Below are 14,608 nucleotides of genomic sequence, written 5' to 3' on the forward strand. Positions count from 1 at the left end.
AAACCTAAGCCTTCTAAGCCTATTGATAAAATCGCACATGGTTTGAGTGCTTCAGCGCTAGCTAACGGTGTTGTTTTATACGCCGCTGATAGCTAGCGGGTCGAATAATTACTGCTTGATAATAGTGTGCTAGACAATACTGTAAGAGAGTCAAACTCTTGTTATAATGTCGCACGCCCAATAAAAATACTGAAATAACACTTCTTAAATAATACAGGATACGTTATGAGCATGAACGCTGATGATTTAATCGCATTTTTACAACAGCACTATCCAGACGCTTTTATTCAAGCTGCCAATCAAGGTAATAAGTTTGATGTACGCGTGGTGGATGCAAGCTTTGAGGGCAAGCGTACTGTACAGCGCCAACAAGCTATCTATGCTCTAGTTAATGACAAGATTGCAAGCGGTGATATACATGCGCTCAATATTCAAGCCTTGACGCCAAGCGAGTGGGAAGTGCAGTCCAAAGGCTAAAGCGCCGCACCTAAATTAGCTTATTCATTCAGCGTACTAGCTGACATTCATAAGCTCTTTTTAGTGTCTTTTACTTATTATTATAATTACCCTTAGGTTATCATTTTATGGATCAATTCTTAATTACCGGCAGCAGTCGTATCGCAGGTGAAGTTACTATCTCCGGTGCTAAAAATGCCGCTTTGCCGTTATTGGCGGCGATGATATTAGCCGAAACACCAACGACTCTGCACAATGTGCCTTCCTTACAAGATGTGCGCACCTTGGTTCGGCTAATCGGTGGTATGGGAATCGATATCCATAAAGATGGCGATACGGTGACTTGTGATACTGCGAGCATAGATAATTTCTATGCGCCATATGACTTAGTGAAAACGATGCGCGCCTCTATCTTGGTGTTGGGGCCACTGCTTGCTCGTTTTGGTGAAGCTGAAGTATCTTTGCCAGGGGGCTGTGCGATTGGTTCGCGCCCGGTCGATCAGCATCTAAAAGCCTTTGAAGCGATGGGAGCTGAGATTAGTGTCGAAAATGGCTATGTCAAAGCGCAAGCGCCAAAAGGCGGCAAGCTGATCGGCTGTAATTTTTCGTTCGATATGGTGACCGTTGGCGGTACTGAGAACGTCATTATGGCAGCCGCTTTGGCCAAAGGAACGACAGTGCTTGGTAACTGTGCACTCGAACCAGAAGTGGTCGATTTGGCCAATATGCTTGTAGCAATGGGCGCAAAAATAAGCGGTATTGGCACCGCGACGATGACCATTGAAGGCGTTGAGCGCCTGCATGGCTGCGAGTATTCGGTGGTGCCTGATCGTATCGAGACTGGTTCTTATCTAGCCGGTGCATTGATGACGCGCGGTGATGTATTAGCCAAAAAAACATCAGCTGCATTGTTGATTCCTGTACTCGAGAAGTTTGAGTCGATGGGCGCTATCATTACCACAGGCGATGACTGGATTCGCGCGCAGATGAGTATGCGTCCGCAGCCGGTTAATATTCGTACCCAGCCGCATCCAGGCTTTCCTACCGATATGCAAGCTCAGCTCATGGCGATATCCTGTCTTGCTGATGGTACAAGTACCTTTATTGAAAATATCTTTGAGAATCGCTATATGCACGTGCCAGAGCTCAACCGTTTGGGCGCCTCCATCCAAGTTGATGGCCATACAGCAGTAGTCAAAGGCGTTGAGAATTTCACCGCAGCGCCGGTGATGGCAACCGATCTGCGTGCCTCTATGTCGCTTGTGATGGCGGCGGCGTCAGCGGAAGGTGAAAGCCTGATTGACCGTATTTATCATATTGATCGCGGTTATGAAGATGTCGAAAATAAACTACGCGCTTTAGGCGTTAACATCGAGCGTATCAACAGCAACGACTGATATTGATAATAAAAAGCTGACTGAAGGACAGTCCATAAGACTGCTATAGAAGACCCTTTAGTCGACGCTGAATGTATAACATTGATATTAATTGCTTAAATGTTATCGAAACTCTATAAATACTATGACTGAAAATTATGACTGGAAATAATCAAAAACAGCAAGATAACGCTTTATTGAACGAAGTGGATAATGAGTTTAATGGTCTGACTTTAGCGCTTTCTAAAGGCCGTATTCTTGATGAAACTATGCCGCTGTTACAAGCCGCAGGGGTGGACTTGTTAGAAGACCCTAGTGCCTCGCGCAAGCTTATTTTTCCAACCACTCATCCAAATGTGCGCGTTCTAATATTGCGAGCAAGTGATGTACCGACTTATGTAGAGCATGGTGCCGCTGACTTTGGGGTAGCGGGTAAAGACGTCTTGCTTGAGCATGGTGCCAATCATGTCTATGAGCTTTTAGACTTACGCATTGCGCAGTGCAAGCTGATGACCGCTGGCGTTAAAGGCGCTACTTTACCCAATCGCCGTTTACGCATCGCTACTAAGTATGTCAATGTTGCGCGCGCTTATTTTGCCAGTCAAGGCCAGCAAGTCGATGTCATCAAGCTCTATGGCTCGATGGAGCTTGCGCCTTTAGTTGGTTTGGGCGATTTGATCGTCGATGTGGTCGACACTGGTAATACTTTGATTGCAAACGGTCTTGAGCCACGCGATCATATCTGTGACGTGTCCTCGCGGCTGATCGTCAATCAAGTCAGTTATAAGCGCAAATTTGCCTTACTTGAGCCTATTTTAGATAGTTTTAAAGAGAGTATAAAAGCCACCTCTTGACAAGGTTTTAGCCATTAAAGGTTGTAGCCATTAATAATATCAAACCTTATTATTGAAGCGTCGCAACCCGTTTAGTGGCTCATCGTATATAGGGCGTGCTACACTAGTTTTACTCTACTCGCTTTTTTATAGGCTCTGCAAAAATTTATTACAGTAGCCCTAAACCGGTTTTGAAGTGTACCAACTATAGGATTCAGTTATGCGCCAGATGACGACGCAAGATAGCGACTTTGAGCAGCAGCTATCTACCTTGCTTGCTTTTGAGACCGTCAATGACGGCGATTTATTACAGACGGTTGATGATATTATCGCGCAGGTGCGTGCTCATGGCGATAGTGAAGTATTAGCGTTAACGCAAAAATTTGATCAACATCCTGCAGCCACAATGGCAGAGCTTGAAGTCTCACAAGAAGCTTTAGTAAAAGCTTTTACCACGCTTGATACTGAAGTAAAAGAAGCGCTGAACACGGCCGCCACGCGAGTGAAGACGTTTCATGAGCGCCAAGTACAAGACAGTTGGCACTATGAAGACGAGCTAGGTAATCGTTTGGGCCAAAAAGTCACGCCGCTTGATCGCGTTGGCATTTATGTTCCTGGCGGCTTAGCCTCCTATCCTTCCTCAGTACTTATGAATGCTATTCCTGCAAAAGTCGCAGGCGTTAAAGAAGTCATTATGGTGGTACCTGCGCCTAATGGTGTGCTCAATCCTTTGGTACTAGCCGCTGCGCATTTAGCAGAAGTGGATCGGGTCTTTACGGTAGGAGGAGCGCAGGCGGTAGCTGCTCTAGCTTATGGTACTGAAACCATTCCGCAAGTAGATAAAATCACCGGACCGGGTAACAAATATGTTGCCGCGGCGAAGCGTGCCGTCTTCGGTCAAGTGGGTATCGATATGATTGCCGGTCCCTCTGAGGTGCTGGTTTATGCCGAAGGCGAGGCGGCTGATCGCGCAGACTGGCTTGCGATGGACTTATTATCGCAGGCTGAGCATGACCGTATTGCCCAAGCTATCTTTGTCACTACGAGTAGTGAGCAGTTAGCTGAAGTTGCGGCGGAGATTGACAAGGCGCTAGCAGAGTTACCTAAAGCTGATATCGCGCGCGACTCTCTCAAAAGCCGCGGCGCTTTGATACTGGTCAAAGATAGACAAGATGGTATGGCGCTGATTAACCGTATTGCACCTGAGCACTTAGAGCTGTCTGTTGATGATCCAGATAGCCTGCTTAATGAGGTGCGTCATGCAGGGGCAATATTTATGGGTCGTCACACGCCAGAGGCCATTGGTGACTACTGCGCAGGACCTAATCATGTCTTGCCGACTTCAGGCACGGCGAGATTTTCATCACCGCTAGGGGTGTATGATTTTCAAAAAAAATCTTCTATCATTTATTGCAGTGAAGGCGGCAGTAAGCCCTTAGCCCAGACTGCTGATATCTTAGCGCAGCGTGAAGATTTAGAAGCGCATGCGCGCTCGGCTCGTTATCGTTACCAGTAAGGCTTTATCAATAGTTGAATAATAGCGCAAAAATACAAACGTAATAATAGATATAATAAACGATCTAAAACTAAAAAAAGTCGTCAAACCAGCGCTAATTTTAACTTGTTTATTAATTGAGGATTTCTAACAGTGTTACGATATGGGTAACAGGGTTGTTAGAGTAGAATAAGAGTAAGGTAATTTATGAGTGAATTAAAAGTAGATACTAGGCTATGGTCCGGTAAAGCGCGTAATTTATCACCTTACATTCCCGGTGAGCAGCCGCAGCACAATAACTTATGTAAGCTTAATACCAACGAAAACCCATTTCCGCCTTCACCAAAAGTTGCTGCAGCAATCAGCGCCGTACTTACCCAGCAAGCTGAAGAGCTGCGCTTATATCCTGCGCCTGAATCTGACGACTTACGTGGCGCTTTAGCGAGAGCTTATGACCTAGATATCAATCAAGTCTTCGTCGGTAATGGCTCTGATGAAGTGCTGGCGTTAATATTTGCCAGTTTTTTTATGAAAGAGCGGCCACTGCTAGCGCCGGATATCAGCTATAGTTTTTATCCAGTATATGCCCAGACTTTTGGAGTTGAGTTGGTAAAGATCGCGCTAGAAGCGGATTTTAGTATTGATCCTGATGCGTATCGTCAGCCTTGCAGTGGTATCATCATTGCTAACCCTAATGCGCCAACCGGCTTGTTACTTTCGCTTGCAGATATTCGTAAGCTTGCGAGCGAGCATCCCAATGCCACTATTGTCATAGATGAAGCTTATATTGATTTTGCACAAGCTGGCGCGACCGTTTCGGCGGTGAGCCTGATTAACGAGCTAGATAATGTATTAGTGACTCAAACCTTCTCAAAGTCACGCTCGCTCGCTGGCCTCAGAGTAGGGATGGCCTTTGGTAACCCTTCGTTAGTTGAAGCGTTAACACGCATGAAGAATAGCTTCAATAGCTATCCGTTAGATAAGCTGGCACAAGCTGGCGCGAGAGCTAGTGTTTTAGATACCGAGTACTTTGAGCAGACTTGTCAGCAAGTGATTGATTTGCGTCATTCTTTGACTGCCGAATTGAAGGCTTTAGGTTTTGAGGTGTTGCCATCACAGGCCAACTTTGTCTTTGCGCGTCCTCATGATGGTGACGCTATCGGTATAGCAAGCGCGTTACGCGAGCAAGGCATTATTGTCAGACACTTTGATACGCCGCGTATACAAGAGTATCTGCGTATTACGGTAGGAACCGCTGAGCAGCAACAGCGTCTTATTACCGCACTAAAGGAGCTAGCGGCTCAATAAAAGCACTGAGTTTGTCTATTAAGATAAGTCTTTATGAGCAATCCGCTTGCGCCAATACTGCAAGCAGGTTGCCCACTTTATCTAAGCACTCTTGATACTCAGCGTCTATATCTGAGGCAACCGTAATACCGCCACCTGCCCACAAACGCACGGATTTACTACCGTCTTCTAGCCTTGCGGCCTGCAAGGTGCGAATCAGCACATTCCATTGCCCACTACCATCGAAATTCATATAACCCATAGTGCCACAATATGCGCCACGCGGCGCTATTTCTAGCTCCGATATAATCTCAACCGCGCGTCTTTTAGGGGTACCGGTGATGGAGCCTGCCGGCAGACTGCCAAATAATACCGCTAGCGGATGGGTGTCTGCCTTTAGCTCAGCGGTGATAGTGCTGACCATGTGATGAACATTACTAAAGCTCTCAATAGCAAATAACTGCGGTACTTTTACTGAGCCTGTTTTAGCGTATTTTCCCAAGTCGTTGCGTAGTAAGTCGACGATCATCACATTTTCAGCGCGATCTTTATCGCTGCTTAAAAGCTGCTGTTTAAAGGTTGCATCTTCCTCCGTAGTGATACCGCGCGGCATGGTACCTTTTATCGGCTTAGTGGTGATGGCGTGCTTGTCGCTAATAGCGTCTTTACTAAAGGTAAAAAACAACTCTGGTGAGCAGCTTAGTAATTCAAAATCTGCTTGATTTAGCGAATCGTTGTTTAAAGAGTTGACGCTCATATAACCGGCAAAAGGCGCTTGTGTATTACGCTGTAAGCTTGGCAGATAGTCCATTAAGCTTAGTGTTGTTGTCAGATCTTGCTCATTATTTGCCGAAGATGCTAACTGCCCTTGCCAAGCTTGGGTCAGATTGATTTGATAGCAGTCGCCTTGCTGCAGGTAGTGCTGGGTTTGCGCAAACGCTTGTTTATAGTCACTTTTTTGCCACTGAGGTGTCAGCTTTAAAGGGGTTAATAGCGGATACAGCTGACTCAACTCTTTGTGCTCAGATAAGGTTTCCGCTTGACCATGTTTAGTAAGCTTATGTTCTAAAGCATTAAGATAAGAGACGAGCTGCTCTAAGTGGTTGTCTTTTATTGCCTTGTCTGAGTTGTCAGTCGATTTGCAGCTTAGCGACCAGATTGTCCCATTAGCTTTGTTGTTTATATTGTTGTCTACATTTCTAGTTAAATAGATATCATAATGACCGAGTGCAGCAAGCGGCGACTCAGCATTTGTCATAGTGACCGCTGGGCTTAAGTCCTGCGCGGCGATGTCATAACCGATAAATCCAATGAGGCCATGATGATAGCGCGGCGAGCTTGAGGTAGTTTGCGCTACTTTTTTTCGCCTTTTTTCCACTTTCTCATAATCTCTACAATAATCGATGAGCTGCTGTTGCCAAGCCTCATAAGTGATGTTTGCTACAGTTGACGTCATAGAATCGTCGCGAAACGTTTGCATCAGCTGATAAGTTGCTTGCGAATCTGGCGCAAAATAAAGCTGCCAGCTGACTTTAGGTAGTAGACCGATGACTGGCTCGTCGTCATTAGCGAGCCAAACCAGTTGCCAGTTTGCCGCGCTGTCTTTGGCTATTAGATGCTGCTGTAGTACAGGCAGTAACTCTGCGGCACACAAGTCGCCAAAACGCCAGCTATGATTAAACATAGCTGGCGTCTCATTGGGCGCTGCATTGATTGTAGGGTGTTCAGTACTCATAAATTAAGCAGTAAATTTTTTAATAATCAAAGTTGCATTGGTACCGCCAAAACCGAAGCTATTACTCATCAATGTCTTGAGCTTGGTTTCACGCTTTTGGGTGACGATATCGAAACCAGTAGCGTCTTCATCTAGAGTGTCGACATTGATGCTTGGGGCGATAAAGCCTTCTTTCAGCATCAACAAGCAGTAAATCAGCTCTTGCGCGCCGACTGCGCCTAAGCTATGACCGGTCATGGATTTAGTAGAGCTTATCGGCGGGACTTGACTGATATCGCCACCGAATACTTTGGCGATAGCTTGCAGTTCAGTGATATCCCCTAGCGGCGTGCTCGTACCATGAGTATTGATATAATCGACGCTCTTTAAACCTGCGTCATTCAGCGCTTGTTGCATGCAGCGTACCGCACCCTCACCGCTAGGCGCGACCATCTGCGCTCCATCGGAGCTTGCGCCATAACCGACGATCTCGGCTAAGATATGAGCGCCGCGTGCGGTCGCGTGCTCAAGGCTCTCAACCACTAGCATCGCGCCGCCAGCAGCAATCACAAAGCCATCACGGTCTTTGTCATAAGCACGAGAAGCCAGCTTTGGTGCATCGTTATACTGGGTGCTAACTGCGCCCATCGCATCGAACATACAAGACTGCGTCCAGTGCTCCGCCTCACTACCGCCTGCAAGCACCACATCTGCTTTGCCGAGCTGAATGAGCTCAGCGGCATGACCGATACAGTGCGTTGAGGTGGCGCAAGCAGAGGTAAGAGAGTAGGAGACACCTTGAATCTTCAGGCCAGTTGCTAATGCCGCGGAGACTGAGCTGCCCATCGTTTTGGGTACTGCCATAGCGCCAACACCGCGCAGACCTTTTTCGCGCATGGCCTCTACTGCGTTGACGATACTCTCGGTCGAGGCGCCACCTGAGCTGGCGACTAAGGCCACACGCGGATTGTTATTAATCGTCTCAAGAGATAAGCCTGATTGCTCGATAGCGTCTAAGGCGCTGACATAAGCATAGAGGCTAGCATCGCTAAAAAAGCGCTTGAGCTTACGATCGATCTTGGCGGTATCTAATGCCGTTTTGTCGATACTACCGCTCACTTGCGACTTAAATCCATGCTCGGCATAGGACTCATTGAAGGTGATACCAGATTGTCCTTCTTTTAGAGACTGAGTAACGCGGGCCAAATCGTGACCGATGCAAGAGACGATCCCAGCTCCTGTAATAACCACTCGGCGCATATTCTATTCCTTGTAATAATGGTGTTTTTACGATTTTCAGATCGGTTGTACAAGACTATTTGTCAGCTAGATTATTCACAATCCAACCCAATCTGAACCTCAGATAAAGTCATACAATGATACCTTAGTTCCGACTATAATGATGCACAAGATATGCAATATATTTTACTGACTGATAAGTATGTTTGATTAATAGTGAATTGTCAGACGTTAAAACTCAAACTGGTCAGCTTTGTTAAGATCATTGTTAGTTATTGATTATGACCTACTATAAAGGCGTTAACAGAAAGTAGAAGATACAAACTGTATGTTCTCAATAACATTGTTCACACTGACAGCCATTATGAGAATTAGCTACTCTAATAAATGTAACTGTAGTAAAGCCTCTAATCTTTTAATTTACAAGCTTATTAAAGGTTAAGCTATAAAAGCTCAAAATATAGAGCACTTACCCTATAAAATAATAGGTGCTAACAATAACATTCTGCTTACTAACCCTGTCAATTTAAGGACATAACTATGGCAAAGCGTAACACCCTCTCTAAAGGTATTAGTACTATCGGTCATTTCACTCGTGATAATCTTGAGCGTATGGGCGCTTTTATCGATAGCGCGAACGCCAAGGCAGGCAAGCCGCGTCAATATAAAGCCGTTAATTTAGGTGATGAAGATTATCAGCAAGACCTATTTCGTGAGCAGACACTAAAGGCCACCCAGCAGCTGATCGGTACGCGTTTTGCCACTTATGGTAAGTATGCCAAAAAGATAGTGCCTAATAGTCTTTTTCAATCAACTATCGATAGCGCCTTTGCACAAATTGCCAACCTTGCTGCTAGTTGGAGTCATTTAGATCTACCCAACGAGCATCGTTTTGCGGATATATCGAGCTTAGATGAGGAGCAGCGCTACGCACTTGCCACTGATATCGCTAACCAAAACCGTGCTTTAGCGACATTAGGCGGTATTACTGGTCTTGCAGGTCTGCCAGGTTTGCTCGCCGATACTTTATGGCTATTATTAGTATCACTACGCACCGTGTATCAGCTCGCTGCCGTTTATGATAAGCCGTTGACTGGCAAGCAAGGGGTAAAGATGGCTTATGAGCTACTCTCTGCAGCCGATCTGAGTAAAATGCAAGAAAAGCAGGCTCTGCTTGCAGGTATTGGCGTAGGTAAACAGTTACTTGATAATGCACAAAGCCGCGGTTTGCATAACGAGCTGCAAAACTTAGGTCTAAAAAATAAAAACGTCAATTACTACGCCGAACAAGTCGATAATATCGCCGGACAAGTGGGTATCGATTTAGATCAAATTAATCTATCTTGGTTGCGCCGCTTTTTGCCAGCGACTGCTGTCATTGTTGGTATGCGTTATAACAGTAGCTTAATTGACGAAGTCATTGGCGTAGCACAAGCGACCTTCGGGCCTGAGCCTAAGCTTGCTAATAAAGCCATTACCGATGACAGTGGCAGCGAAGCTAAAGTTGAAACCTCTGATAGCAATAAAAAAGACAAGACTGAGCAAGATAAGCAAAGCGACAAAGAATCTGCTAAGACGTCAGACGATAACAAGCAAACTAACGATAAGAGCGGTGCAGATGATAAAAAAACTGATAATAATGCCAAGAGCGATGAGGCTAAGCAAGATAAGCAACAAGCTCAAGCCAATAAGTAGCTTTAGCAGATTCATGTAGGTGCTAAAACAGACACTAAGCCAAAAGGCGATACTGATGAATAAAAGGGCTAAAGGTAGGATATGGTTGGTAATATCGTTACCGCTCTTGAAAAATAGCTCAGTATCGCCATTTAGTATGGACAAGTTAATTTAGCTTATTACAGGTTAAAGACTTATTGCACATTCAAGAATAGTTGTAAAGTGAAATCGCTGATAAGTAGTTGAAATAGCAGCAACAACTCTTTATAATATACTGTCCTAAAAATGGGTACTGCCAATATTTACGATTATCGTGGATTGCTCGGCAGATTGGCCCATTTTTTTGTTTTATACCAAACGGGAGAAGGATGCCTTATGGCAACAACTAACCAATTGATTCGTAAGGGTCGCAAAACCATCAAGGAAAAGTCAAAAGTTCCTGCGTTGCAAGCGTGCCCACAGCGCCGCGGTGTATGTACTCGTGTTTATACGACTACACCAAAAAAACCTAACTCAGCTATGCGTAAAGTATGCCGTGTTCGCTTAACTTCAGGTTATGAAGTATCAAGCTATATCGGCGGCGAAGGTCATAACCTACAAGAGCACAGCGTTGTGCTTATCCGTGGTGGTCGTGTAAAAGATCTACCAGGTGTACGTTATCACACCGTTCGCGGTGCACTTGACTGCGCAGGCGTAAAAGACCGTAAGCAAGGTCGTTCTAAGTACGGTGCCAAAAAGCCAAAAGCTTAATGTAAGCTGAGCTTTTTGCATTACCCATTTAACTGTGCATAGGTTTGGTGTTACTAGACAAAACTCACTCAGTGATTTTGCTATTAAACATACCACTATGCAGTAAGGCTGACTGATAATGGATAGCTCTGCTCTTATAGATGCAGCTTGAGATTATGAATGTCAGACTCTCCTGAAGACAAGGAAATTTATTATGCCAAGACGTCGCGTCGTAGCTACCCGTGAGATCCTACCGGATCCTAAGTTTGGTAGCCAAACTATCGCCAAATTCATCAACCACGTGATGAACGATGGTAAAAAATCTACTGCTGAGCGTATCGTATATGGTGCTCTTGAGACGGTAAGCGAAAAGCGTAACATCGAAGATCCAGTATCTTTCTTCGAAGAAGTGCTAGAAAACGTTCGCCCAATGGTCGAAGTAAAAGCTCGCCGTGTTGGTGGTGCAACCTACCAAGTACCAATGGAAGTACGCCCCTCCCGTCGTACTGCCTTGGCTATGCGTTGGTTAGCGGAAGCCGCTGCTAAGCGTTCTGAAAAATCTATGGCTTTACGCCTTGCCGGTGAGCTAAGCGATGCCTCAGAAGGTAAAGGCAATGCTATGAAGAAGCGTGATGAAGTTCACCGTATGGCTGATGCCAACAAAGCGTTCTCACACTACCGCTTCTAATTTGTTGATGCTTTTTCAACCATTTATAGTGGTTAAGTATTCGTTTTTACTTTGTTTATTCTATTGATTACCGCCATCACTATAGTGATGTACTTAACTGCCTTTCACAACGCAGTTAAGATATAACCATCCAGATGGCGGCTATCTTTTGATACTAGATGAGAGTTAATCCTTAAGATCTAGTATTTCAAATTTAATACCCTTTTGTTTGTCACATGATCTCTTTTATCTACATAGAATTGACATCGCTTTGAGCACGATATAAAAGTGAACTGCATGAAAGCCGATTATTTCTGTTAAGAGACTGTTTTCATTGAACTTCTGAGGTAGAGCACCACCCTATATTAATACATACACGACTTTTCCTAGGAAAATACTATGGCTCGTAAAACTCCCCTAAAGCGCTATCGCAATATTGGTATCTCAGCGCACATTGATGCTGGTAAGACCACCACTACTGAGCGTATTTTATTTTATACTGGTAGAAACCATCAACTCGGCGAAGTACATGATGGCGGCGCAACGATGGACTGGATGGAGCAAGAGCAGGAGCGTGGTATCACTATTACCTCGGCTGCAACGACTTGTTTCTGGAAGGGTATGGACAACCAGTTTGATGAACACCGTATCAACATCATTGACACCCCAGGTCACGTTGACTTCACCATCGAAGTTGAGCGTTCTATGCGGGTTCTTGATGGCGCTTGCATGGTTTACTGTGCAGTAGGCGGCGTTCAGCCACAGTCTGAAACTGTATGGCGTCAGGCAAACAAGTACAAAGTACCACGTCTAGCGTTCGTCAATAAGATGGACCGTGTTGGTGCTGATTTTTATCGTGCTGTAGAACAAGTGAAAACTCGTCTTGGTGGTAACCCAGTACCGGTCGTTATTCCAATCGGTAAAGAAGAAGATTTTGAAGGTGTTATCGATCTTATCACTATGAAAGCTATCTATTGGGATACTGAAACTCAGGGTATGACGTTTGAAGAGCGTGAGATCCCAAGCGAGCTGCAAGCTAAAGCAGAAGAATATCGCGAGATGTTGGTTGAGACTGCCGCTGAAGCTTCTGAAGAACTTATGAATAAATACCTAGAAGACGGCGAGCTGTCTGAAGATGAGATTCATAACGCTATTCGCGAGCGTACTATCGCTAACGAAATCATCCCAATGCTTTGTGGTACTGCCTTTAAAAACAAAGGCGTCCAAAAAATGCTAGATGCAGTTATTCGTTATATGCCTGCGCCGCATGATGTACCAGCAATCCGCGGTATTCTTGATGATAAAGAAGAGTCTGAAGGCTTCCGCGAAGCGTCTGATGATCAGCCGTTTGCCGCACTAGCGTTTAAGATCATGAATGACAAGTTCGTTGGTAACTTAACCTTCGTTCGTGTTTACTCAGGCGTTGTACAGCAAGGCGCTAGCGTTTATAACCCGGTTAAGATGAAGCGTGAGCGTATCGGCCGTATCGTTGAGATGCATGCTAACTCGCAAGAAGAGCTACAAGAGATCCGCTCTGGTGACATCGCCGCTCTAGTCGGTATGAAAGACGTTGGTACTGGTGACACGTTATGTGATGAACAAAACGTTATTACGCTTGAGCGTATGGAATTCCCAGATCCAGTTATCAGCCTTGCTGTTGAGCCAAAGACTAAAGCCGACCAAGAAAAAATGTCAATCGCTCTAGGCCGCTTGGCAAAAGAAGATCCGTCGTTCCGTGTACATACTGACGAAGAGTCTGGTCAGACTATCATCAGTGGTATGGGTGAGCTTCACTTAGAGATCTTGGTTGACCGTATGAAGCGTGAATTCAATGTTGAAGCCAACATCGGTGCACCGCAAGTTGCTTATCGCGAAACGATTCGTGAAACTGTCGAACAAGAAGGCAAGTTCGTTCGTCAGACTGGTGGTCGTGGTAAATTCGGTCACGTTTGGTTACGTCTTGAGCCACTTGATCCAGCAGGTGATGTTGAGTACGAATTCGCTGAAGAAGTTGTTGGCGGTGTGGTACCAAAAGAGTATCACGGTGCGGTCGACAAAGGTATCCAAGAACGTATGCAAAACGGCGTCCTTGCTGGCTACCCAGTGGTTGGCGTAAAAGCAACGTTATACGATGGTTCATACCATGACGTTGACTCTGATGAATTGTCATTCAAAATGGCAGGTTCTATGGCTTTCAAAAAAGGCTTTATGGCAGCAAACCCTGCGCTACTAGAGCCAGTCATGAAAGTTGAAGTTGAGACGCCAGAAGACTACATGGGCGACATCATGGGCGATTTAAACCGTCGCCGTGGTATGGTTCAAGGCATGGAAGACTTGCCTGGTGGTACTAAGCAGATCCGTGCTGAAGTACCATTAGCTGAGATGTTTGGTTATGCTACGCAAATGCGCTCAATGTCACAAGGCCGCGCGACTTACTCAATGGAATTCCAAAAGTACGCGGAAATTCCAAAGTCTGTTGCTGCTGAAATCATCTCTAAGTTCAACTCTAATGATGACGAGTAATTAGCTTGCTTACGACAGTATAGAGCGCCCTTATATATAAGACCTCTATACTGTTATAGATATACAGTTATTAGAAATACACCAATAATTAGTTAAAAGACTTGTTATTGGTGGTTATTTTCTTATAATATCTGCACACTAAGTGCACCTCTAAACATTTATTTCAATGTGGTCAGCATTATCTTAGTCGTTTTATATGAGTTATCTCATAATTATAGACCTAGAAGCTTACCCCAATAAAAAAGGATACACTCATGGCAAAGGCCAAGTTTGAACGCAACAAGCCCCACGTCAACGTCGGCACCATCGGACACGTTGACCATGGTAAAACCACACTAACTGCCGCAATCGCAACCGTAGCGGCAAAAACCTCAGGCGGCGAAGCCAAAGACTACGCAGCAATTGACTCAGCCCCAGAAGAAAAAGCACGTGGCATCACCATCAACACCTCACACGTAGAGTATGACACCGAAACTCGTCACTACGCCCACGTTGATTGCCCAGGTCACGCCGATTATGTCAAAAACATGATCACCGGTGCCGCTCAAATGGACGGCGCAATCCTAGTCGTATCAGCAACTGACGGCCCAATGCCACAAACTCGTGAGCACATCT

At 45.3% G+C, this 14,608-nt stretch carries 12 protein-coding genes; 10 read left to right on the forward strand and 2 right to left on the reverse strand.

Features of this window, described 5'->3' with window-relative positions; all coding sequences use genetic code 11:
- Positions 1-225: 225 nt before the first annotated feature.
- The 5 genes from I3248_RS08205 (at position 226) to hisC (ending at position 5,468) form a co-directional block, all read left to right on the forward strand.
- Positions 226-477: a BolA/IbaG family iron-sulfur metabolism protein gene (locus I3248_RS08205; protein ID WP_037059357.1), complete on the forward strand. Its 252-nt coding sequence runs from the start codon at positions 226-228 to the stop codon at positions 475-477.
- Between the two features lie 107 nt (positions 478-584).
- The gene (gene murA / locus I3248_RS08210; protein WP_025646338.1) at positions 585-1,853 is read left to right on the forward strand and encodes a UDP-N-acetylglucosamine 1-carboxyvinyltransferase; all 1,269 of its coding nucleotides are present in this window, start codon (positions 585-587) and stop codon (positions 1,851-1,853) included.
- A 137-nt stretch (positions 1,854-1,990) separates the two neighbouring features.
- Entirely contained in the window at positions 1,991-2,686 is a 696-nt protein-coding gene (gene hisG / locus I3248_RS08215; protein WP_025646340.1) for an ATP phosphoribosyltransferase, read from the forward strand.
- A gap of 199 nt (positions 2,687-2,885) precedes the next feature.
- Positions 2,886-4,181 carry a histidinol dehydrogenase gene (gene hisD / locus I3248_RS08220; RefSeq protein ID WP_238063259.1) on the forward strand — a complete coding sequence of 432 codons (1,296 nt, stop codon included), beginning with the start codon at positions 2,886-2,888 and terminating at the stop codon, positions 4,179-4,181.
- 186 nt (positions 4,182-4,367) lie between these two features.
- Positions 4,368-5,468, forward strand: a complete 1,101-nt coding sequence (hisC, locus tag I3248_RS08225) for a histidinol-phosphate transaminase (protein WP_025646344.1) — start codon at positions 4,368-4,370, stop codon at positions 5,466-5,468.
- A 31-nt stretch (positions 5,469-5,499) separates the two neighbouring features.
- Here the strand turns inward: hisC and I3248_RS08230 are convergent, their stop codons facing one another.
- Entirely contained in the window at positions 5,500-7,131 is a 1,632-nt protein-coding gene (locus I3248_RS08230) for an anthranilate synthase component I family protein (RefSeq protein WP_025646346.1), read from the reverse strand.
- Positions 7,132-7,185: 54 nt separating this feature from the next.
- Positions 7,186-8,421 (reverse strand): beta-ketoacyl-ACP synthase II, encoded by a 1,236-nt coding sequence (locus I3248_RS08235; protein WP_238063260.1) that lies wholly within the window; start codon positions 8,419-8,421, stop codon positions 7,186-7,188.
- Between the two features lie 519 nt (positions 8,422-8,940).
- Between I3248_RS08235 and I3248_RS08240 the strand changes: the two genes are divergently transcribed.
- The 5 genes from I3248_RS08240 to I3248_RS08260 all read left to right on the forward strand — a co-directional run.
- Complete coding sequence (locus tag I3248_RS08240; RefSeq protein ID WP_025646350.1) at positions 8,941-10,095, forward strand: EcsC family protein; 1,155 nt, start codon at positions 8,941-8,943, stop codon at positions 10,093-10,095.
- Between the two features lie 354 nt (positions 10,096-10,449).
- A complete protein-coding gene (gene rpsL, locus I3248_RS08245) occupies positions 10,450-10,824 on the forward strand; it encodes a 30S ribosomal protein S12 (RefSeq protein ID WP_025646352.1) in 375 nt (124 codons plus the stop codon).
- A 193-nt stretch (positions 10,825-11,017) separates the two neighbouring features.
- Positions 11,018-11,491, forward strand: coding sequence for a 30S ribosomal protein S7 (gene rpsG, locus I3248_RS08250; RefSeq protein WP_025646354.1), 474 nt, complete (start codon positions 11,018-11,020; stop codon positions 11,489-11,491).
- Positions 11,492-11,869: 378 nt separating this feature from the next.
- Positions 11,870-13,993: an elongation factor G gene (gene fusA, locus I3248_RS08255; RefSeq protein WP_201610514.1), complete on the forward strand. Its 2,124-nt coding sequence runs from the start codon at positions 11,870-11,872 to the stop codon at positions 13,991-13,993.
- A 254-nt stretch (positions 13,994-14,247) separates the two neighbouring features.
- Positions 14,248-14,608: GTP-binding protein (locus I3248_RS08260; protein ID WP_238063261.1), on the forward strand; the 361-nt coding region annotated here is incomplete at its 3' end.

The sequence above is a fragment of the Psychrobacter sp. Ps3 genome (assembly GCF_022129275.1).
In the GTDB taxonomy this organism is placed as follows: domain Bacteria; phylum Pseudomonadota; class Gammaproteobacteria; order Pseudomonadales; family Moraxellaceae; genus Psychrobacter; species Psychrobacter submarinus.